General features: G+C 43.2%; 17 protein-coding genes. 4 read left to right on the top strand and 13 right to left on the bottom strand.

Annotation, left to right across the window (positions count from 1 at the left end; all coding sequences use genetic code 11):
• Window positions 1–2: 2 nt before the first annotated feature.
• From ACI4L0_RS08935 to ACI4L0_RS08965, 7 genes are all read right to left on the bottom strand, one after another.
• A complete protein-coding gene (locus tag ACI4L0_RS08935) occupies window positions 3–1,403 on the bottom strand; it encodes a PP2C family protein-serine/threonine phosphatase (RefSeq protein ID WP_439799823.1) in 1,401 nt (466 codons plus the stop codon).
• A 317-nt stretch (window positions 1,404–1,720) separates the two neighbouring features.
• Window positions 1,721–2,866, bottom strand: a complete 1,146-nt coding sequence (dnaJ, locus tag ACI4L0_RS08940; protein WP_439799824.1) for a molecular chaperone DnaJ — start codon at window positions 2,864–2,866, stop codon at window positions 1,721–1,723.
• A 206-nt stretch (window positions 2,867–3,072) separates the two neighbouring features.
• Complete coding sequence (dnaK, locus tag ACI4L0_RS08945) at window positions 3,073–5,019, bottom strand: molecular chaperone DnaK (RefSeq protein WP_439799825.1); 1,947 nt, start codon at window positions 5,017–5,019, stop codon at window positions 3,073–3,075.
• Between the two features lie 45 nt (window positions 5,020–5,064).
• Window positions 5,065–5,748 carry a nucleotide exchange factor GrpE gene (locus ACI4L0_RS08950; RefSeq protein WP_439799826.1) on the bottom strand — a complete coding sequence of 228 codons (684 nt, stop codon included), beginning with the start codon at window positions 5,746–5,748 and terminating at the stop codon, window positions 5,065–5,067.
• 82 nt (window positions 5,749–5,830) lie between these two features.
• The gene (locus ACI4L0_RS08955; protein WP_439799827.1) at window positions 5,831–7,195 is read right to left on the bottom strand and encodes a citrate/2-methylcitrate synthase; all 1,365 of its coding nucleotides are present in this window, start codon (window positions 7,193–7,195) and stop codon (window positions 5,831–5,833) included.
• Between the two features lie 195 nt (window positions 7,196–7,390).
• A complete protein-coding gene (argS, locus tag ACI4L0_RS08960; protein WP_439799828.1) occupies window positions 7,391–9,220 on the bottom strand; it encodes an arginine--tRNA ligase in 1,830 nt (609 codons plus the stop codon).
• Between the two features lie 188 nt (window positions 9,221–9,408).
• Entirely contained in the window at window positions 9,409–10,467 is a 1,059-nt protein-coding gene (locus ACI4L0_RS08965; RefSeq protein WP_439799829.1) for a glycosyltransferase family 4 protein, read from the bottom strand.
• A 480-nt stretch (window positions 10,468–10,947) separates the two neighbouring features.
• Between ACI4L0_RS08965 and ACI4L0_RS08970 the strand changes: the two genes are divergently transcribed.
• The 3 genes from ACI4L0_RS08970 to ACI4L0_RS08980 are packed head-to-tail and all read left to right on the top strand — an operon-like array spanning window position 10,948 to window position 13,279.
• Window positions 10,948–11,787, top strand: coding sequence for a P-loop NTPase (locus ACI4L0_RS08970; protein ID WP_439799830.1), 840 nt, complete (start codon window positions 10,948–10,950; stop codon window positions 11,785–11,787).
• The gene (locus tag ACI4L0_RS08975; protein WP_439799831.1) at window positions 11,784–12,287 is read left to right on the top strand and encodes a C-GCAxxG-C-C family protein; all 504 of its coding nucleotides are present in this window, start codon (window positions 11,784–11,786) and stop codon (window positions 12,285–12,287) included. Before ACI4L0_RS08970 ends, ACI4L0_RS08975 begins: the two co-directional genes overlap by 4 nt.
• Window positions 12,284–13,279 (top strand): tRNA-dihydrouridine synthase family protein, encoded by a 996-nt coding sequence (locus ACI4L0_RS08980; RefSeq protein ID WP_439799832.1) that lies wholly within the window; start codon window positions 12,284–12,286, stop codon window positions 13,277–13,279. Before ACI4L0_RS08975 ends, ACI4L0_RS08980 begins: the two co-directional genes overlap by 4 nt.
• A gap of 5 nt (window positions 13,280–13,284) precedes the next feature.
• Here the strand turns inward: ACI4L0_RS08980 and ACI4L0_RS08985 are convergent, their stop codons facing one another.
• The gene (locus ACI4L0_RS08985) at window positions 13,285–14,199 is read right to left on the bottom strand and encodes an NAD-dependent epimerase/dehydratase family protein (RefSeq protein WP_439799833.1); all 915 of its coding nucleotides are present in this window, start codon (window positions 14,197–14,199) and stop codon (window positions 13,285–13,287) included.
• Between the two features lie 75 nt (window positions 14,200–14,274).
• Between ACI4L0_RS08985 and ACI4L0_RS08990 the strand changes: the two genes are divergently transcribed.
• Complete coding sequence (locus ACI4L0_RS08990) at window positions 14,275–15,186, top strand: LysR family transcriptional regulator (RefSeq protein WP_439799834.1); 912 nt, start codon at window positions 14,275–14,277, stop codon at window positions 15,184–15,186.
• A gap of 91 nt (window positions 15,187–15,277) precedes the next feature.
• Here ACI4L0_RS08990 and metF read toward each other — a convergent pair whose 3' ends face one another.
• From metF to ACI4L0_RS09015, 5 genes are all read right to left on the bottom strand, one after another.
• On the bottom strand, window positions 15,278–16,138 hold the full coding sequence (metF, locus tag ACI4L0_RS08995) for a methylenetetrahydrofolate reductase [NAD(P)H] (RefSeq protein WP_439799835.1): 861 nt from the start codon (window positions 16,136–16,138) through the stop codon (window positions 15,278–15,280).
• A gap of 7 nt (window positions 16,139–16,145) precedes the next feature.
• Window positions 16,146–18,392 (bottom strand): 5-methyltetrahydropteroyltriglutamate--homocysteine S-methyltransferase, encoded by a 2,247-nt coding sequence (gene metE / locus ACI4L0_RS09000; RefSeq protein ID WP_439799836.1) that lies wholly within the window; start codon window positions 18,390–18,392, stop codon window positions 16,146–16,148.
• A 523-nt stretch (window positions 18,393–18,915) separates the two neighbouring features.
• Window positions 18,916–19,680 carry a DUF4469 domain-containing protein gene (locus ACI4L0_RS09005; protein ID WP_439799837.1) on the bottom strand — a complete coding sequence of 255 codons (765 nt, stop codon included), beginning with the start codon at window positions 19,678–19,680 and terminating at the stop codon, window positions 18,916–18,918.
• Window positions 19,681–19,987: 307 nt separating this feature from the next.
• Complete coding sequence (locus ACI4L0_RS09010) at window positions 19,988–20,704, bottom strand: hypothetical protein (protein ID WP_439799838.1); 717 nt, start codon at window positions 20,702–20,704, stop codon at window positions 19,988–19,990.
• Window positions 20,665–21,051 carry a helix-turn-helix domain-containing protein gene (locus tag ACI4L0_RS09015; protein WP_439799839.1) on the bottom strand — a complete coding sequence of 129 codons (387 nt, stop codon included), beginning with the start codon at window positions 21,049–21,051 and terminating at the stop codon, window positions 20,665–20,667. Before ACI4L0_RS09015 ends, ACI4L0_RS09010 begins: the two co-directional genes overlap by 40 nt.
• Window positions 21,052–21,596: the final 545 nt, after the last annotated feature.

Here is a 21,596-nt window from a genome sequence, read left to right on the forward strand (position 1 = left end):
TCTTACCTCTCAACCTTGGCTACCATCATGGTAACATCGTCCCTGAGTTTTTTTCCACCGTTGTATTCCATAATAAGATTTACAACATCATCTATAAATTCCTTAGGCGTCTTTGAAGCGCTCTTTTTAAGCGTTTTTTGGTACAGCTCAGTATCTCCAAGCTCCACACCCTCTTCGTTCATAACCTCGGAAACACCGTCGGAAGCCATAAGTATAACGTCATCACGGAACAAACGCTGCTCGTCAACCTGAACATCATCAATGTCAATAATTCCAACAAGGGAGCAGTTTGAAGTAAGCGGCTTGATTCTATAGCCGGAAGGCGAATTTGTTATAATCAGCGGATCGGACATAGACGCATTCACATAGCGGATTGTCATTTTTTCAGTGTCAACGATGCCGATAAAAAGAACCGTATATTTATCCTGAAGCTTCATTCCCTTGATGGCCTTGTCCACGGTTTTTATCATGGCAGGAAGATTTTCCTTGTCGCCGAGAATTTTTACAGTGTTCATAACAAGTCCCATGACCAGAGCGGCCGCAAGACCTTTTCCCGAAACATCTCCCAGCATAAGAAGCGTTTTTGTAGGAGAAATCGGAAGAACCGAATAATAATCGCCCGAAACATTTACAAGCGGACGATAATAGGCAGCGACAGAAAGCTTGTCAATCTTAGGCATATTCAGCGGAAGGAAGGACTTCTGTGTATCCGCCAGCTGCTTCCATTCCCTTGAAAGAGAAGAAATTTCAGAAAGATTGCTTATAGTGTGCGCTCTGGCCTGAAAACGCGCAAATTCATCGTACAGAATCTTATATATTTCAGAATCAAAAAGTTTTGTATACCGGCAGAAAACATAAAGATGCTTCTTGTTGTTTGAAAGAATAAATCCGCGGGCATCCTTTTGTCTTGAAACAATGCCAAATTCATTCCCCATAAAGAAAATGCCTTCGCTCCATGTCACAGGATAATTAAGCCGAAGCGCATTCATGACAGAATCCGAGCACGAAATTCTATCCGGGCTGTTGTAAAGAACGTAGTCCTTTTCCCGGTCAATAAAAAGCACGGAGCAGTCTCCCTTCATCTCAAGAACAGAAGAAATCGCCCTGTAGAAATCATCCAGGGAATAGCAGAAACGAATCTGGTCGATAAATTCATTCAGAATACCAGTTTCCTTTGAAAAGAGAGTTTTCTTTCTGATTATTTCAAGAATGTTGTTTTTTGCATACGTAACAGCGACATAAATAATTGAAAAAACAACAGCCGAAGTTATAAAAGAAAAGAACACAACATTATTGCGCGCAGTCTTTACAACAGGAGAAACAGCTGAAACCAGGAAAGCCAAAATCACAAGAAAAATAGCGCCCGTTACAATCAAAACGGCTTGCCTTTTTGTCTTATACATTTCCGCACCTCACTCTTGGGGTTTATTGAAGCTACGCAAAGGTCAGCGGCAGATGAATTTTACACACATGACATTGCGGTTTTAGTTATTTTTCAAATTACAAGCGCGATTAAAAACATCGCATTTTGAGATTATACCACATTATCGGCAAAAAAATAGAAAATTATATGCAGAAATTCCTAAAAGTAGCTTTTTTGAAGAGAGCCACGGAAGATTTTTTACTGAAACACAAAAAAAATACCCCGGCGCAATGTTGCCCTGCTCTCACAAAGCACCGCGGCCGAGGTCATAGAATTTATGGCGCTTTTCCACACGGATCAGCCCAAAGATTCCCTTGTTAAAAGCTCAGGCGAAACAGTCGGTTTTTCCAATGCAGCAAAAGACTCCATTGCAGCCACCTGCTGACGGGAAAGCCGAGCAGGAATCTGAACCATAATCTTTACATAGAGATCTCCTTTTTTTGAAGATCCCTCAACCGGCACGCCTTCATCCCTTACACGGAGGAATTTGCCATGCTGAATGCCGGCAGGAATTTTTATCGACAAAGTTTTTCCGTCAAGATTTTTTATTTCTACGTTTGCGCCCAAAACAGCCTGGGAAATACTTATCGGAACGGCACAGTATAAGTCATAGCCGTCTCTTTCAAAGTATCTGTCTGACCTTACATTTACAACTATTATAAGATCCCCGGCATTTCCGCCGTTTGTTCCGGCATTTCCCATTCCATGGATAGAAAGCCGCCGTCCGTTTTCAACCCCGGCAGGAATCTTAACCGACATCGTTGTGGACTTTGCAAAAACACCGCTTCCACGGCACGAAGAACACGGCTTGTCTATGACAGTTCCCTTTCCGCGGCAGGTAGGACAAGTCTGCTGAACAACAAAAAAGCCAGAGCTTCTTCCAACCTGACCTCTTCCACCGCAGGTAGGACAAGTCTTTACTGAAGAACCGGAAGCTCCGCCAGTTCCATGACATTCAGGACACTGCTCATCCCTTCTGAATGTAATATCCTTTTTGCAGCCGTAAACAGCTTCTTTAAAATCAATGTGCAAATCATAGCGAAGGCTGGCGCCATCATTATTGTTCCGTGTTCGTCCGCTGGAACTTCCGCCGAATCCAAAGCCGCCGCCAAAAAGGTTTTCAAAAATATCGCTGAATCCGCCGGAGCCGCCGAACAAATCGCTGAAATCATGAAAAGCATGACTATAGCCCCCGCCGGAGCCGCCTCCCATTCCGTCAAGACCGGCAAAACCATACTGATCATAAATAGGACGCTTTTGATCATCGCTCAGAACTTCATAAGCCTCTGTAGCTTCCTTGAATTTTTCTTCCGCCGCCTTGTCACCGGGATTACGGTCAGGATGGTACTGAACGGCAAGTTTTCTGTATGCCTTTTTTATCGCATCTTTATCTGCGCTTTTATCAATGCCTAAAACTTCGTAATAATCACGTTTTGCAGACATATTATTTTCCTATAAAATCGAGGCTGCCCCAGATTTTTTTATGAGCAGCCCCGTTTTCCATGCTTTTTTCGGCATCCTGAAAATTCGCCGCAACGATTTTTCAAAGACACCTGCGAATTCCAGCCTTCTGCTATAACGCAAGACTGCAACATCGCATTTTTCAAAACTGCCCTTCGAAAGCAAAAGTTTTCAGAAGCCAGCTGTTTTTAGTTTTTTACTTCGTATTCAACATCATCGGCATTGTTTGCGCCCTTGAAGCCGGATGAACCGCTGTTCGCTCCCGCATCAGAGGCAGAATCTGAAGCATTCTGTGCGCCTGCTCCATTCTGCTGCTGGGCTGCCTGTGACTTGTAAAGTTCTTCAGCCATTTTCTGGGAAACCTGCTGCAAGTTTTCAAGTTTTGCCTTGATATCATCAGTATTGTCCCCCTTGAGAGCTTCCTTCAGTTCATTTAGAGCAGACTCAACCTTTGCCTTTTCATCAGCAGAAATCTTGTCGCCAATCTCCTTGAGTGTTTTTTTCGTCTGATACACAAAGCTGTCCGCATTGTTTCTGGTATCAACGGCATCCCTTTTCTTTTTATCAGCATCAGCGTTTGCTTCAGCATCCTTAACCATGCGGTTGATTTCTTCCTCTGAAAGTCCGCTTGAAGATGTAATCTGAATATGCTGTTCCTTGCCGGTTCCCATATCCTTTGCGCTTACATGCACAATTCCGTTCGCATCGATATCGAATGTAACTTCAATCTGCGGAACTCCGCGTGGAGCAGCAGGAATACCAGTAAGGTCAAAATTGCCGAGTGTTCTATTCTGGGCTGCCATTTCGCGCTCACCCTGAAGAACATGAATGCTTACAGCAGTCTGATTGTCCGCCGCAGTAGAGAAAACCTGGCTCTTTTTTGTAGGAATTGTTGTATTGCGGTTGATGAGGCGAGTAAATACACCGCCCATTGTTTCAATTCCCAAAGAAAGAGGTGTAACATCAAGCAGGAGAACTTCCTTGACATCACCGGCAAGAACACCGCCCTGAATTGCAGCTCCAATAGCAACCGCCTCGTCCGGATTTACAGCGCGGCTTCCTTCCTTTCCAAAGATAGACTTTACAATTTCCTGAACTTTTGGCATACGGCTTGAACCGCCAACAAGGAGAACCTCGTCTATTTTATCAGGAGTAATTTCAGCATCCTTCATGGCCTTCATACACGGCTCGCGTGTTGCTTCAAACAGGGAATCTGTCATCTGCTCGAACTGCGCGCGTGTCAAAGTTTTCTGAAGATGCTTAGGTCCTGTGGCATCGGCTGTAATAAACGGAAGATTGATTTCAGCTGTAGTCTGATTTGAAAGAGAAATCTTTGCATTTTCAGCAGCCTCACGGAGTCTCTGCAAAGCCATGCTGTCCTTTGAAAGATCAATTCCAGTGTCAGACTTGAACTGCTCAATAAGCCAGTTTACAATACAGCGGTCCCAGTCATCGCCGCCAAGGTGTGTGTTTCCGTTTGTGGATTTTACTTCAAAAACGCCGTCACCAAGCTCAAGAATTGAAATATCAAATGTTCCGCCGCCAAGGTCATATACAGCGATTGTCTTTTCCTGCTTCTGATCCTTGTTGAATCCAAAAGCAAGGGAAGCCGCTGTCGGCTCGTTAATAATACGCTTTACTTCAAGACCGGCGATTTTTCCGGCATCCTTTGTAGCCTGGCGCTGAGCATCATTGAAGTATGCAGGAACTGTGATAACAGCCTCTGTAACAGGCTCGCCAAGATAGTCTTCCGCGGTTTTCTTCATTTTCTGAAGAATGAATGCAGAAATTTCCTGCGGGCTATATTCCTTTTTTGTTCCGTTTTCCTCAACTTCAACACGAACATTTTCTCCGTGGTCTTTTACAGTATAAGGAACAAGCTTTGCTTCGCCGGAAAGCTCGTTATAGCGGTGTCCAATAAAACGTTTAATGGAATAAATCGTATTGGTAGGATTTGTAACCATCTGGTTTTTGGCAGGCAGACCTACAATGCGGTCTCCCTTTGCAGTAAAACCAACGATAGAAGGGGTTGTGCGTCCGCCCTCCGAATTCTGAATAACAACAGGCTCGTTGTTTTCCATTACAGCAACACAAGAATTTGTTGTTCCTAAGTCGATTCCGATAATCTTACCCATAATATGTACCTCTTTTATATATGCAGTTATTTTTCTGAAGAATCTCTACTTTTCTTCAGTTTCTTTCTTTTCTTCTGACGGCTGAGCCACCGTTCCATCAGGCATGCTCACCATAACCTTTGCATGGCGAATCACCCGGTTCTTCAGCTTGTAGCCCTTCAGATAAACCACTTTAAGCACCGGAGAAGCAACCGGATCCTGGGAAGAACCGATGGCCTCATGTATATCAGGATCAAAGGCATCCCCGGCAGCTCCATAGGCAACAAGACTGTATTTATTTTCAAGCATGCTGATAAGGGATTTATTTATCATTTTTACGCCATCAGCAATTGACTTTGGATCTGTAGCAGAAGCCGCCGCTTCAACTGTGCGGTCAAAATTATCAAGGCTTTCAAGAAGATCTTTAAGCAAGTTTGTATTCGCAAAGTCGAATGCTTCCTGCTTTTCCAAAATCGCACGCTTTCTATAGTTGTCAAAATCAGCGGCGCGGCGCAAAACCTGATCCTTCAAGTCAGCATTGCTCTTCTTCAGCTCTTCAATCTGCTTTTCAAGCTCGGAAATTTTTTCCTCAGGGGAAAGCTCACTGTCTTCAGGCTGAATATTTTCCTTGGCCTGCTCCGCATTTTCCTGGGCAGCCGCATCCTGAACTGAATCAGTTCCGCCAGATGCAAGCTCCTCGTTGTTCTGCTCATCGAGCTTATGTTTTTCATGATGTTTTTCTTTGCTCATTTTCTATTCCTATTCTATCGAAAAAGATAATAAAATTTGCATTGGAATGTCAACAAATTTTTGAATTTTGTCATGCAACCATCTACTTGCGCAGCTCAATCGGCACATATTCACGCTCTTCAGCTACATTTTTATAGGCCGGGCGGTAAATTCTCTTTCCCGCCACAATCTCTTCAATTCTATGTGCGCTCCAGCCGGCAATTCTGGCAATGGCAAACAGAGGAGTATACAGTTCACGCGGAATTCCAAGCATTGAATAAACAAAGCCGGAATAAAAATCCACATTCGCGCAGATACGCTTCTTCTGTCCATGAAGCTCATAAAGAATTTCCGGGGCGATTTTTTCGATTGTGCTGTAAAGATTGAATTCCTCCATGCAGTTCTTTTCCTTTGCAAGCTCCGCCGCCTTGTCGCGAAGAAGAATTGCGCGTGGATCACTTATAGTGTAAACAGCATGTCCCTGTCCATAAATAAGACCTGTTCTGTCAAAAGCTTCCTTTCTGGCGATTTTATAAAGATAATTTCTGATTTCTGTTTCGCTAGTCCAGTCCTTTACGTTTTCCTTTATGTCGTCCATCATCTCTATAACGCGGATGTTTGCGCCTCCGTGGCGACGACCCTTCAAAGAGCCGACTGCGGCCGCAACAGCAGAATAAGTATCGGTGTCCGCGGAAGAAACAACATGAATAGTAAGCGAAGAGTTGTTTCCGCCGCCATGCTCAGCGTGAAGAATAAGGGCAAGATCTAGAATTTCAGCTTCAAGGCGTGTATAGGATTTATCGCTTCTTGTGAGGCGCAGAAAATTTTCAGAAGTGCTCAGCTCCGGAAGCGGATTGTGGATATACATGCTCTTTCCGTCATAATAGCGGCGCTTAGCCTGATATCCGTATGCTGCCAGTGTGGAAAAACGTGAAATAAGCTCTATGCACTGGCGGAGAATATTTGCGACACCTCGGTTTTCAGGATCAGCATCGTAGGAATAAGAAGCAAGAACTCCGCGAGCAATTTTGTTCATTATATCGCTCGAAGGAGCCTTCATTATCATGTCCTCGGTGAAATATTCAGGAAGAGAGCGCAGGCTGCCGAGAAAATCTGAAAATTCCTTAAGCTGCGTCTGAGTCGGAAGCTCCCCGAACAAAAGCAGATAAACACACTGCTCAAAGCCAAACTGATGGTGAAGCTCCGCGTCCTTGACAATGTCCTCGACACTGTAGCCGCGGTAAATCAATTTTCCGGGAATAGCAACTTTCTTTCCATTATCATCAATATAATAACCGACAACATCGCCGATTTTTGTAAGTCCAACCAGAACACCGCGGCCGTCCGAATAACGCAAACCGCGCTTGACATCATACTTTTCATAGAGAGCAGGATCTATAGGGTCATTGTCCACAGTAAGTTTTGACAGCTTGTCAATAAAATTTAAATTCTGACTGTTTTCGTTCATAGATGAGCCTCCATTTTTGTATAAATATGCATTTTTCTTATAAAAAACAGTTATAGTATACAAAAAAATAAGTATTTATTCAACACAAGAGAAAAGAAGCAAGAGCGCCGGGAGCAAATATTCCGGCTTAAAAATGCGACTGAACAATCTACAATCAGATTATTCAGCGCACCTAATATTCCTCACAAACAAGGACTACATTCTCTCCAGATAAGGAACAAGAACAAGCTCCATGCCGGACTTCAAAACCGCAAGAGTGCACTGTGCGAGCGCAAGCCGGGCCTTTGCAAGATGCTCATTTTCAGCAGCAGTACCGACAATAGGACAGTCACGGTAAAAAGCGCTGAAACTCTTGCTCACATCATACAGATAAGACGCCATTCCGCTCGGGTCAAGATTTTCCGCGGACTTCTGAACGACATCAGGATAACGCTCCAGCTCCTTTATGAGAGCCCATTCGCTTTCTGCGGTCAAAAGGAAATAATCCCCCTTTGAATCCGACGGCTCAAGCCCCTGTTCCTTTGCCTTGCGTAAAATAGAAGCAATGCGCGCTCCCATATACTGCAAATAAGGGCCGGTGTTTCCATTGAAGCTGAGGGATTCCTCCGGATTGAACAGCATATCCTTTACCGGGGCAACATTCAAAAGATAATAATCAAGCGCAGCCAGCGCAACTTTTTCGGCCACCTCATCCGGGTTTCCGACTGAAGAATCTCTTCCGCGCTCCTCGATCGCCTTCAGCGCCTGTGAATGAAGGCTGTCAATCAAGTCGTCCGCATCAACAACCGTTCCCTCACGGCTTTTCATTCTTCCGCTCGGAAGATTTACAAGGCCGTAGCTCAAGTGGAACAATTTTTCACTCCAGCTGAATCCAAGTTTCCGCAAAATATGGAAAAGAATTTTAAAGTGGTAATTCTGCTCGCTCGCAACAACATACACAAGCTGATTAAACGGCCAGTCATAATAGCGGCTTATCGCAGTGCCAATATCCTGCGTTATATACACAGAAGTGCCGTCTTTTCTAAGAAGAACCTTATCGTGGCTGTCTTCGTCCTTGCCTTTGCCAACAACGTCCGTAACATCAATTCTAACAGAGCCGTCCGGAGCCTTGAAGAAAACGCCCTTTTCCAGGCCCTTCATTATTTCGTCCTTGCCTTTAAGGTACGTATCGCTTTCAAAATAGTATTTATCAAAAACAATGCCTGTTCGCTTATAGGTTTCCTTAAGACCGTCAAAAGTCCAGCTGTTCATCATCTGCCACAGAGAATGAACTTCCGAATCCCCCTGCTCCCATTTTACAAGCATATCCTCTGCCTGCTGCTGAGCCTCAGGATGCTCCTTTGAATACTTGTCGAATTCAACATAGCACTGGCCTACAAAATGATCTCCTTTCATTCCAAGCGACTGCGGAGTTTCGTTCTTTGGCGCATGAAAAAGCTGATATGCGAGCATTGACTTGCAGATATGAATTCCGCGGTTGTTTATAAGGTTGACTTTGAAAACTTCAGCGCCAGCCTTTTTCAGAATACGGCTCACACTTTCGCCAAGCGCATCGTTTCTAAGATGACCGAGGTGAAGAGGCTTGTTTGTATTCGGGGAGGAAAATTCGACCATGATTTTGCGGCCTTCCATTATTTTTTTGCCGGACACGCCAACAGAGCCGTAATCATTTCCCTGTGAAATAATAGAAGAAAGAATTTCAGCCGCGGAAGCTGCCTTGTTGAGCTTGACGTTCACATAAGGACCGGCCGCAGCAAATTCCCCAAGCGACGAAAGGCTTGAATCAGTTCCGGAAGCGTTTTTCAGCATTTCAGCGACTGAAGCGGCAATGGCAGGAGGTGCCATTCTAAAGGCCTTTGCAAATGGAAACATCGGAATTCCCAAGTCTCCCATTTCAGGGCGCGGCGGATTTTCCACACGCACAAGCGAACCGTCAATTTGAGGGCAGTCCAGGCCGTTTTCCTGCCTGAATTTTTCCAGCATATCAACCACAGCAGACTTAAAAACTTCTTTCTGACTCAGCATATTTTTTTCCTTAACATGATTTCATTTTCTTCCACACTGGCAAAAGCAAGCGCGCCTCTGCCTGATTCATGAAGACAATTTTTCCGCAGAATGAAAAAGAGTATAGCAAAATAAGAATACATTGAAAAGCATTGAAGCCGAAAGAGCTTCTCTCGCATCAAGCGGATTTTCAGGGAAGCGGAAGTGTGCTAGTGTTCCTTCTGCGGATGATCCTGAAGATGCCCGGTTTTTCTTTTATTCACGGAATGATTAAGATAATGGAACGTAATAAAGACAAGCTCAACCAGGCACAAAAACAGGCAAAGTTCCGCAGTCGCAACCCTCACGGTCAGTTTGCACGAAAGAAGAATCGAAAAGCACACAAGTATTTGCAGGCTCAGCAGGAACAAAATTGTAGTTCCCCGCGAAAATCCCACATTGAGCATTTTGTGGTGTATATGCGCCCTGTCCGCGCTGAAAATGGAACGGTGGTCACGGAACCGACGCCACATAGCTGCAATAACATCAGTGAGCGGAATAGATGCAATAAGGAACATAATAATCATCTTGTTGTATTCATAAGTCAAAGAGCCTTTGTTCAAAAGCGGAAAAACAGCAATCACAAAGCCAAGTGTCTGGCTGCCTGAATCCCCAAGAAAAATTTTTGCAGGCGGTCTGTTAAAAAACATAAAGCCGGCAAGAGAGCCTGACAGGATAAAATAAAGCGAATACAAATCATTCTTATATATAAGGCTCAGAATTCCCATCGTTATAAATGAAAGAAATGAAATTCCGGAGCAGAGCCAGTCAATTCCATCTATTAAATTAAATGCATTTATACATGCCAGAATCCAGAAAAAAGTAATCACATTGTCCCACGCACCGCCAAGCTCAAGGAAGAAAATCATATGAAATCCGACAGGACTCAAAGCCACCAAAAGGGCCGCAACAATCTGAACCAAAAATTTTATTCGCGCATGAAGATTCATCAGATCATCGATAAATCCAAAGATGAATATCAGAAAAAAACCTAAAAAAACCGGTATCGCAAAATCGAACAGTCCGCGCTGAAAGAAAAAAACATAGCCCCCGGAAACAACAAAAAACGAAATAAAAACAGCCACGCCTCCAAGACGGGGAATATTTCCGCTGTGAATTTTGCGGGGATCCACCTCATCATAAATCTTATACCGCTGGCAAATTTTTATTATAATCCATGTGAATACAAGACTGAAAACAAAACTAAATAATGAAATATAAAAAATCAACAGTACCCCCCCCTATCAAAAAAATGATCTATATTTGAGCGTTTCGATATTTACCGTAAAAAATATCTCGAAAAATTCAAGTTTTTCAAGATAACTCTAAAACTGTATAAGCTTACAACCGCCGCAATCCATTTTTTCATAGGAGTGGAGCAAAGTATAACACTTTTTTTATATTTTCCTCAAGTGAATAAACAAGTCTCAGGCACAAACATGAATTTTGCAAAATTCAAAGATAAAAATTTCTTTATAGAAAATCTCTAAAAATATTTATTCAGCGACCGTCAAAAAAAATACCCCCCTGTTGTATTTATGAAAAAATTTGTTTAGTATATTTGTAAACCACTGATTAAAACTTAAGCGAATCTCAAAAAAATTTCAGTTTTCAGAGATTCCCAAAAGCATTAACCAGCTGAAAACATAATGAAACCTCGGAAAATTTCAGTTTCCGAGATAACTCTAAAAATGCAAAAAGAGGTCAACATGGCTTGCAATGGAAGCTGCTCAAACTGCGCAGATACATGTGAAAAAAAACCGCTGAAAGAAAACCTTCACAAAGGCGCTTCTGTAAAAAAAGTTATCGGCATCGTGTCCGGCAAGGGCGGAGTTGGAAAATCGCTGGCAACAAGCCTTCTGGCCTGCACTGTCCATAAGGACGGCTTCAATGCCGCCATTCTCGATGCAGACATCACAGGCCCTTCAATTCCAACTGCGTTCGGGCTTGGAAATATCCGCGCGGAAAGTGTTTCTGAAAAAAACAGCGATGGCGAAGAGTCCGGATACCTGAAATCTGTAAAATCCAAAACGGGAATTCAGCTTATGTCAATGAATTTTCTGCTTCAGAATGAAACCGATCCTGTTGTATGGAGAGGCCCGGTTATTTCAGGTGCAGTACGGCAATTCTGGACTGATGTTCTCTGGGAAAATGTTGACTTTATGTTTGTCGACTGTCCTCCGGGAACAGGCGATGTGCCTCTTACAGTTTTTCAGTCGCTGCCAGTGGACGGCATAATAATAGTTTCATCGCCGCAGCAGCTTGTCCGCGTGATTGTTGAAAAAGCCGTAAACATGGCAAACATGATGAACATTCCGGTTATCGGAATCATAGAAAACATGAGCTACGTAAAATGCCCGGAGTGCGGAAAGGAAATAAAAATCTTTGGGGAAAGCAACATTGAAAAAATTGCAGAAGAATTCAAGCTGAAAATTCTTGCAAGAATTCCAATAGAGAAAAATATATCCGAAGCAATCGACAAGGGAGAAGCAGAATCACTTGATGCGGATTTCATAAAAGAAGCCGCAAAAGCAGTAGAGGCATTATGATAAGCGCAGAAGAAGCCAGACAGAAAGCCGCGGAAAATTTCACAGAAGGATTCAACTGCGCGCAGTCAGTTCTTGAAGTGTTCTGCACAGAACTTGGAATTGACAGGGACTTTGCTCTAAAAGCCGCACAGGCATTCGGAGGAGGAACCTGCCGCCTGAGAGAAATGTGCGGCGCCGTGAATGGAATGATGCTTGCGCTGAGCATAAAAGAAGGAGTTTCTGATCCCAAGGACAAAAATTCAAAGGATTCGCTTTACAAGACAGGCCAGGATTTGTGCGGAAAATTCAAGGCAAAGAACGGCTCGTTTATTTGCCGGGAACTGCTGGGAATTTCTCCGCTCGGCGACTCCCAAAAATTTCTGAGAAAAAATTCAGTTGAAGGAAATGCCTCCGAGCCGGTTTCAGAACAGAGAACGGAATCATACTATAAAAAACGCCCGTGCAAGGAACTGTGCGCTGATGCAGCAGAAATTTTTGCGGAATACATTAATTCAAAATGAAATTTGTCTGCGCGCCCATGGCAACATTGAGCCACGAAGCTTTTAGAATTCTAATTGAAAATTTCGGCGGCTGCGATGAATATTTTACGGAGATGATAAATGCGCCTTCTCTTTTGAACAGAGGGCCGTTTGAAAAATTCTATCTTTTAAACGGACCTGCTCCAGAAAAAATTGTATGGCAGCTCACAGGCTCGGAAACAAAACCGCTTGCAGAGGCCGCTTGCATTGTGTGCGAAAAAGGCGGAATCGGCGTGGATCTGAACATGGGCTGCTCTGCCCCTCAAATCTACAAGACAGGAGCAGGAATTTCATGGATGCTGAAGCCGCTTGAAGAAACAAAAAAAACTGTGCGCGCCGTAAAAGACAGCCTGAATTTAATGGAACAAAAAATGAACAGGCATTTCAGGCTGAGCGTAAAATGCAGGCTTGGAGATGAAAATTTCACAGAGGCCGGTTTTCTTTCTTTTACCGACATGCTCGTAGAAAACGGAGTTGAACTCATCACGCTTCATCCACGGACTATAAAGGAAAAATACCGCGGGCTTCCACGCTATGAATTTGTCCATAAAATTTCACAGCGGTACAAGGACGTTGCCCAAGTTTACCTGAACGGATGTATCAAGGACTTCGAAAGCGAATCCTATGCGCTTCAAAAATGCCCGGGAGCAGACGGAGTCATGATAGCAAGAGCCGCCGCAGAAAAACCATGGATTTTCAGACAGATACAAAAAAATCACGAACATTCAGCTGAAGAAATTTCCGTGGACAGAATGAAGACTGCACTGGACTTTATAGACTATGTTGAAAAATTTCAACCAAAGGAATTTCATAAAACAAGAATTCAGCGTTTTTTTTCCTACTATTGCAAGCAGTTTGAATTCGGACATTATTTTCAGACTGGAATGACAAACTATAAATCAAATGATGAAAGCAGAAAAACTGTCATCGATTATTTTTCAAGACAGCCACACGAACAATTCCTGACAATTTAGAAAGCTCAAAAATTTTTCAGAACATTGTCAATGTAATTAAAATAATCACGGCGGTTTACTTCATCCTTGTGCGTTTTGTACCAGTCATAGCTTTTGTTTAATCCTGCGGAAAGAGAAATTGTTTCCGGCATAAGTGCAGACATTCGGGAAACGTCCAGCGCATATTCGTATTTATGAAAACAAAAATAATTTCTCTGCGGAACTGACGTATCTACGGACTTGAAAGCCGGCGTTTTTCCTGCGGCGGCATAGCACAGGTTTACCCATTCTTTTATAGAAATGCTTTGAGCGTTGCCGACATTAAAAATACGTTGTTCAGGTTTTTGTTCCAGCAGAATGTGAATGAAACGGCATAAATCGTCTATGTGAAAAAACTGCATCTTCATTGCGCCGTTTTCCGGAAGATAGAATGTGCGGTTGAAATCGGCGCAGTCAAACGCAAACGCCTCGCGGTACACATTGTTGCCCTGTCCGTACAGATACGGCGGACGGATAATATACGTGTTTGGGAAAACAGAAGAATAATATTTTTCGCACAGTATTTTATTAGTGCCGTAATCGCCCCACACAGAATTTGCGCCGCACTGCTGATTTTCAGAGAACGGCTGTATGTTTGTTTCCGGGTAAACGGCACTTGAACTTATAAAAATAAATTCACCGCTAAAATTTTTTCCCAGTGCAGAAGAAAGAATACGGGCATCTTGTTCCGTGTATGCGCAGACATCTATCACTGCATCAAAGTCATACCCGGAAAGACTGTCCGGCACAAGCGAATGTCTGTCAGCCTGAATAAGCTTTACGCCGGGTACTTGCGCCCGAGTGTTTCTGTTCAGCACAAATACTTCGTTTTCCGATGTGCAGAAAAATTCTGCAATCCGCCGCGAAACAAATACCGTTCCGCCTGTAACAAGCATTTTCATTTTTTCAGTATATTAAAAAAACTTCACGCCAGCAATCCTTAAATTTTTTCGCCCGGTTTGGTATAATTCAATCGTATGACATTACAGCAGTTAAAATATATTTTGAAAATCGTGGAGTGCCGTTCGATTACGGAGGCGGCGAGGCAGGCGTTTGTAACACAGCCGGCGCTTTCTAATTCCGTGCGTGATTTGGAAAAGGAAATCGGCATTGAAATTTTCAGCAGGAACGCAAAGGGAATTTCGCTCACTTCCGATGGCGCGGAATTTCTTTCGTATGCGCGGCAGGTGGTGGAGCAGACTGAACTTCTGGAACAGCGCTACACCGGCAAAAAAATGGCGCGGCAAATCTGTTCGTTCTCTACACAGCATTATGCGTTCGCCGTGAATGCGTTTGTGAATTTCGTAAGGAAAATGAACGCCGAGGAATACGATTTTACGCTCAGGGAAACGCGCACTTATGAAATCATCGAGGACGTGAAAAACCTTAAGAGCGACACTGGGATTATTTATATGAATAATTTTAACAGAAAAGTCCTTGAGAAAATCCTGAATGAAAATCATCTTTCGTTTACTCCGCTTTTCTGCGCACAGCCGCACGTTTTTGTAAGTTCCGAAAATCCGCTTGAAAAGAAAAAGTTTGTAACGCTTGCTGACCTTGAAGAATATCCGTACCTGTGCTTTGAGCAGGGCGACTTTAATTCGTTCTATTTTTCGGAAGAAATTTTAAGCACGGTAAGCCGCCGCAAGGTCATTCACGTGAGCGACCGCGGAACTTTGTTCAATCTGCTTGTCGGGCTGAACGGCTACACAATCTGCTCCGGGGTAATAACAAGCGACCTGAACGGAACTCAGATTGTTTCAGTTCCGCTTAAAACCGAAGGCGACGAAACGATGACTATCGGCTACATCGTAAACGACCGCACGGAAATCAGCCGGTATGCAAAACTTTATCTTGAAGAACTCAAAACGCTTGCCGCCCGGTATTAAAATTTCTGGCACTGACCGCTGTTTTTGCACGAGTGTTTTGTTCTATCAAAATAAATCTGATTATCAATCCGACTGTTTTATCCGATTGCCCCTATCTGATTATCCGTTCGACCGCCTCCGAAATTTTCCTCGCGACATACGGCTTGTTCATCGTGTAAAGGTGAATTCCGTCTACGCCGTGACTTACCAGGTCTACAATCTGTTCGATGGCATACGCAATTCCTGCGTCCCTGATTGCATCATTGTCACCGCCGAATTTTTCCATCATCACTTTGTATTTTTTTGGAAGTTCAACGCCGCAACGGCTTACCATCCGTTCAATCTGCGCGCGGTTTGTCACAGGCATAATTCCGGCTTCAACGGGAACTGTAATTCCTGCGGCGCGCACTTTTTCAAGAAAGCGATAGAAATTTTCGTTCTCGTAGAAAAGCTGGCTTATAAGATGGTCTGCACCGCAGTCTGTTTTCTTTTTTAAAAACGCGATGTCGCTTTCAGTGTCGTGTGACTCAGGGTGTTTTTCAGGGTAGCACGCGGCGCTGATGTGAAAATATCCGCCGTAATTTTTTCTGATGAACGAAATCAAATCGGAAGCGTGCGGAAAATCGCCTTTTGGTTTAAGACCTTCGACCGCATCGCCACGAAGCGCAAGTATGTTTTCTATTCCTTCGCTTTTAAACTGTTCCAAAATCAAAGCCGCCGCATTTTTTAAAAGGTAAATGCACGGCAGATGAACTACGCTTTCTACACGGCACTTGTCTTTTATGCGCCGTGCAATTTCAAGCGTTTTGTCGCAGTTTCCGCTTCCGCCTGCACCATAAGTTACGCTGATAAAATCGGGGTGCAGGTCAGAAAGTTCATCGAGCGTGTCAAAAACTGTTTCGACCGGGCTGTCTTTCTTCGGCGGAAAAATCTCGAACGAGAACGATGTTTTTCCAAAAGTCGTTTTCAGCATTTTGTCTTTACCCCAATTTTTCCCGCGCTTTTTTTGCCGCACTCACCATATTTTCAAGGCTCTTTACAGTTTCTTCCGTTCCGCGAGTTTTAAGTCCGCAGTCTGGATTTACCCAGAGTTTTTCAACAGGAATGAACTTTGCCATTTTTTCAATCGCACCGAGCATTTCTTCTTCCGGCGGAATTCTCGGCGAATGAATGTCGTAAACTCCCGGCCCTGTTTCCGTCTTGAAATTGTTTTCTTTGAGCGCATCAAGAATTTCAAGGTTCGACCGGCTTGCCTCAAAAGTGATGACGTCCGCATCCATTGCATCGATGTCTTTTATAATCGGGATAAATTCACTGTAGCACATGTGAGTGTGAATTTGCGTTTCTGCCCTGCAACCTGAATGGACAAGGTTGAACGCTTTGATTGCCCAGTCAAGATAATTTTTGTGCCAATCACTTTTTCGCAAGGGCAGTTTTTCTTTGAGCGCCGCCTCGTCAATCTGAATTATTTTTATGCCGTTTTTTTCCAGGTCAAGAACTTCGTCGCGGACTGCAAGCGCAATCTGAAACGCACTTTCTTTAAGGCTGATGTCCTCGCGCGGAAACGACCAGTTTAAAATCGTAATCGGGCCTGTGAGCATTCCCTTTACGAATTTTTTTGTACAGCTCTGGGCAAAGACTGACCATTCGACTGTAATCGGATTTTTGCGCGTGATGTCAGACCAGATGACAGGCGGTTTTACACAGCGAGTTCCGTAAGACTGAACCCAGCCGTTCTGCGTAAAAAGACAGCCGTCAAGATGTTCGCCAAAATATTCAACCATATCGTTGCGTTCAAATTCGCCGTGAACAAGAACGTCAAGTCCGATTTTTTCCTGAAGCAAAATACATTCCCTGATTTTGTTTTTGTTGAACTCGGTATATTCCTCTTTTGAAATTGCGCCCTTTTTAAACGCTGAACGGTTTGCGCGGACATCTGCCGTCTGCGGAAAAGAACCGATTGTCGTCGTCGGAAGAAGCGGAAGGTCAAGCGCGTTTTTTTGAATTTGCTCGCGGACTTTAAAATCAGGCTGTCGCACAAAGTTATCTTCGGAAAGCGAATTGATTTTCTGGCAGAGTTCATCGTTTTTCTGCGTACGCGGTTTTTCAAAAAGGTGTGCGTTTTTTTCAAGCGCGGAAACGTCAGCAAATGCAATGTCGTGAAGTTCGGAAAGTTTTTCTTCTGCAAAGGCAAAATGCTCAAGAACTGACGGCGGAAGTTTTGTTTCTGACTTTACGCTTACGGGAACGTGGAGCAATGAACAGCTTGTTCCTGCAACGATTTCTTTTGGAGTGCAGAGCGATTTTATTTTTTCAAGAAGTGCGTTTGTTTTTTTGTAATCGTTTCGCCAGATGTTCTTGCCGTTTACGACACCTGCAAAAAGAACGGCATTTTTCGGAAAGCCGTATTTTTCTATCAGCGAAAGATTTTCAGTTCCTTCAATAAAATCAAGTCCGATTCCGTCAAACGCAAGATTGCAAAGTTCATTGTAGCAGTCGCCCGGATAACCGAAGTACGTCTGCAAAAGGACATTCACTTTTTTCCCGTCAAGGATTTTTTCGTACAACCGACGGAATAACGAAATGTCCTCCTGTGTCATATCAAGGACTAGCGCAGGCTCTTCAAACTGCACCCATTCAGCGCCTGCTTCAAAGACAGTTTGCAAAAGCGTTTTGTAACAGTTTGCAATGTCTGTGCGGTGCTCTGCGTGGCTGAGTTTGAGGAAAGTGTACGCGCCGATGACTGTGATTTTTGCGTTTATTCCCAGCGATTTTGCTTCGTCAAATTCAGAAAGGATTTTTGAAAAATCGCAGCTGAATTCTATGCCGTCGTCAATTTTTGGAACAAGATAGTGATAGTTTGTGTTGAACCATTTTTTCATCGGGAGCGCCCGGACATCGCCGCTTTCTCCCTGATAACCGCGCGCCATTGCAAAGTACGTGTCTGTTTTTGAAAGGCAGAGTTTTTTGTATTCAGCAGGGATTGCGCCTGTCATAAAGCACGTGTCCAACATTCCGTCGTAAAAAGAAAAATCATTGCACGGAATAAAATCAATTCCTGCATCTTTTTGAGTGAGCCAGTTTTTGCGCCTGATTTCTGCGGCAGTCTGCAAAAGCTCTTTTTCCGTCGTTCTTCCTGCAAAAAAATGCTCGCTTACAAATTTAAGTTCGCGCGCAGAGCCGATTCGCGGATAACCTGCAACTGATGTTCTGTAAATTCTTTTCATACGAAAGAGAATAGCAAAAACGCGTGATATAATCAAAATCTAAATTTTTATGTGATGCCATAAGAAAAAGTTATGAGCGTTTTACTGTGTCGTCTTGCATTTTGGGTTGGCTAATACAATAACTACAACAGCAAAAGTCGTGTCAGTCGATTTCAACTTGGCGCAGGATAAGTTGATAATCTCTATTCCTGCAAACGATGCAACAGCGGCGTAAGTGCGAAATATGATTACGAATACTCAGAAGGTGGTTTAAGGAGTGTGTAATGAAAAACTTGCCTTAAATAGCGTCAAAGTTTTTATCCACAAGTTCGCAATGCGAACTTCCTTATCAACTGCTGTTTCCGCTGGAAGCCTGCGCTGCGAGTTCATTGCATTACGGAACAACATAAAAAGTCAATCGATTGCTGAAACAACCTTCTTGACTTTTTATGGGAGATGATAGCCAAATAAATGCTCCACCTGAAAAATCTGCGGAGATACGCAAAAATTTCAGATGGAACAGTGGCAGCTCAAAAAACTCAGCTTATGTTGTTATGCTGACAGTTTTGCTGATAACAGATACAGCGGACTTGAGTTCCTTGTCGCCGGAACAGTATCTGGTGCGGATTACGATTCTGTAATCGGCTTCTGTGATGCTGTCCGGAACGTAGAATTCAAGAGTTTTTGGCTTATTCCGGCTTATTGTTTCAGATGCCACTTGAATCCAGGTGGATTCGTCTTTAGTGACATTGCCGTCGCTGTCGAGCGGGGCAAACCAGATGCCTGAATCTTCGCCCATAACTTTGAGCTTGCTACCGGTAATGCGAACGCCTTTTCCTTTTAGCAGATTGCGTTCTTCATTCTGATTGAAGGTGTTGATGATTTTATCGATTGCAGGATTTGAATCTGCAATGATAACCTTGTCAACTTTAAGGCTGTCCACGGCTTCCTGTGCACGGGTGCTTGGAGTAAAGTTCAGTTTGAACCCCGGAATACTTGATTCACCGGGATTTTCACCGCTGATACTGCCGGCTACACTAATGTACATTGTACCAAGTCCAAGAAGGTCAACAGCCCTTGCATTATGGAAAGAGCTGAGCGTTTCATCTCTCAAAAGGTTTGCAACATGCTGAATCATGTAAGGACTGACGCCCGGATTCTTTTCTGAGATTGATGCAATCAAGTTTTCAAGAGTTACTGTGTTTCTTGTAACACGTCCAATAAAAGAATTCTCATCTGCTGAGAACTGATTTTTACGCAGAGTCACGCTTAAGATGCTGTCTGCATTTTTAAAAGTTGAACTAGACATATAGGTCTGTGCTCCTTTTAATGCGGTGATTGCACTTTGTTTTATAAACTTACCGAAATACTGAAATCACCATTGCTAAAAAAATAATTTTGTCAAAGCCGAACCAACGGAACGACGGAAGACTAAAACTTTGAGTACAGAGCATTTAGATTTTTACTGCACTGCATCAAGAAAAAAAGTCTTTGACAGGGAGCATAGATTTATAGTAGAATAAATTAACAGATTTTTGGATTCTACTATGGAATCTATGCAGAGCTTCTGTTTAACGCCAATTAAACGGAAGCTTATTTTTTTGCCCTCTGGCCATTTAATCAATCCTCCTTTGAAATTCAGTCTGTTTATTTTGAGCCGCAATCTGCGGCGCAAATCTCTTCATAAAGTTTGCCGCAAGAATTTCATGATTCTGAAAATAGAAGAGCGCAAGAGATATCTGGTCTTTGCCCATGAATGAGCCAAAATCCAAATCCCCTGCGCTTTGTGCATGCAAAAGCTCTTCTTCGCTGAACACAAGCAGAGATGTCAGCAAGTCCGCTATGTTTTCGTGAATCTTTATCAGAACAGCTTTTACAACCGGATCAATCTGCTCTGATTCTGCCAATCCAAGGTTTATCTTAAAATAGTTAATCAGACCCCAGTGGGAGATTTCATGTGCAATGGAATAGAGTGCGCTTTTGTCACCATTACGCGCCTTTCCATAAACGGATTCTTTAATGCCAATTTCATGACGGTTTGCATGATGCTTGTAATATGCCTGAATGCTGTCTTTGTAATACCAGTCGGCATCGGCAACAATATTGAACTCAAACTGTGCGTCAGCCTGGCAGAGTTTGTTTTCTGCAATGCTCAACGCCGGAAAGTTCTGCGTAGAGTCGAGCCCAAAAAATTTTCTGAACTCGACCGCCATTTTCTTAAAATCTACAACCATCATCAAGATGACTGTCCCAACCACTGAAATCTGTTCTGCATTTAATAAACCTCCATGTGTTACATAGGCGCTGCTTCCGATTTTATTCTTTGCAGACAATCCTTTATTTCTGCAAGCTGTTTTCTGTTCATTTGCGACAAATCATGTGCAAACATAACAGCAGTGTCTACATATTCAGGAAAAAGTTCCGCCTGAATACCCGAAAGGCCAATCTCGACCTTTTTCCTTGATTCTGCAACAAGCCGCGCAAACTCAAGCTTTTGTTCCTCTGAAAGGCTGTATGCCTTGTAAAGGTTTTCCTTCATATCTTCCGGCGCAGTTCTTTTGTCATTTTCGATTGCCGAAAGATAAGCGGCAGAAAGACCAATCTTTTCTGCCATATCGCCTAAGCTCTGGTCGCTGTCAATGCGCAACTTTCTAAGAAACTTTGCGATCTCTGTAGCCATACAATACCCACCGTTATTACGGTTCGCTCCGTAGGTTTTTGATTTAAGGCGGTTTGCTGCATCCGCCTACCCCTCCAACTTGTTTATAGAATATTACAATTATTTTATTATGTCAATACTAAAATATCAAAATTATTTACAAAATGTAAATACCAGCAAATCCATTGTATATGGAATGGCCATTCCACAGTCTGTGGAAAGGCGAGGAAAGAGGGTGTGGAATGGCAGTTCCGCAGTTGAAGACTAATACAGGGATTATTAACTTGCATTTTTTTTAATAAATCGTGACATTTTATCATATATCTCAAAGAAATATGCTATAATATAAGATTATGCAGGTAGATTACAGAAAACCTTGGATACGCCTGATAGAAAGCAAAGAAAAGAATGTAAAATAACAAAACAAACGGATTTGCTCGCATCTAACGATGCTCACGTGAAAAAAAAGCGAAGAGCGTTAGCTCTGAACAAATCCGATTGTTAAACCCTATACAGACCTGCTATGAAATGTCAATTAGGTAATTGAGATTTAATTGCTTTTTCAG

The organism is Treponema sp., from assembly GCF_051883275.1.
In the GTDB taxonomy this organism is placed as follows: Bacteria; Spirochaetota; Spirochaetia; order Treponematales; family Treponemataceae; genus Treponema_D.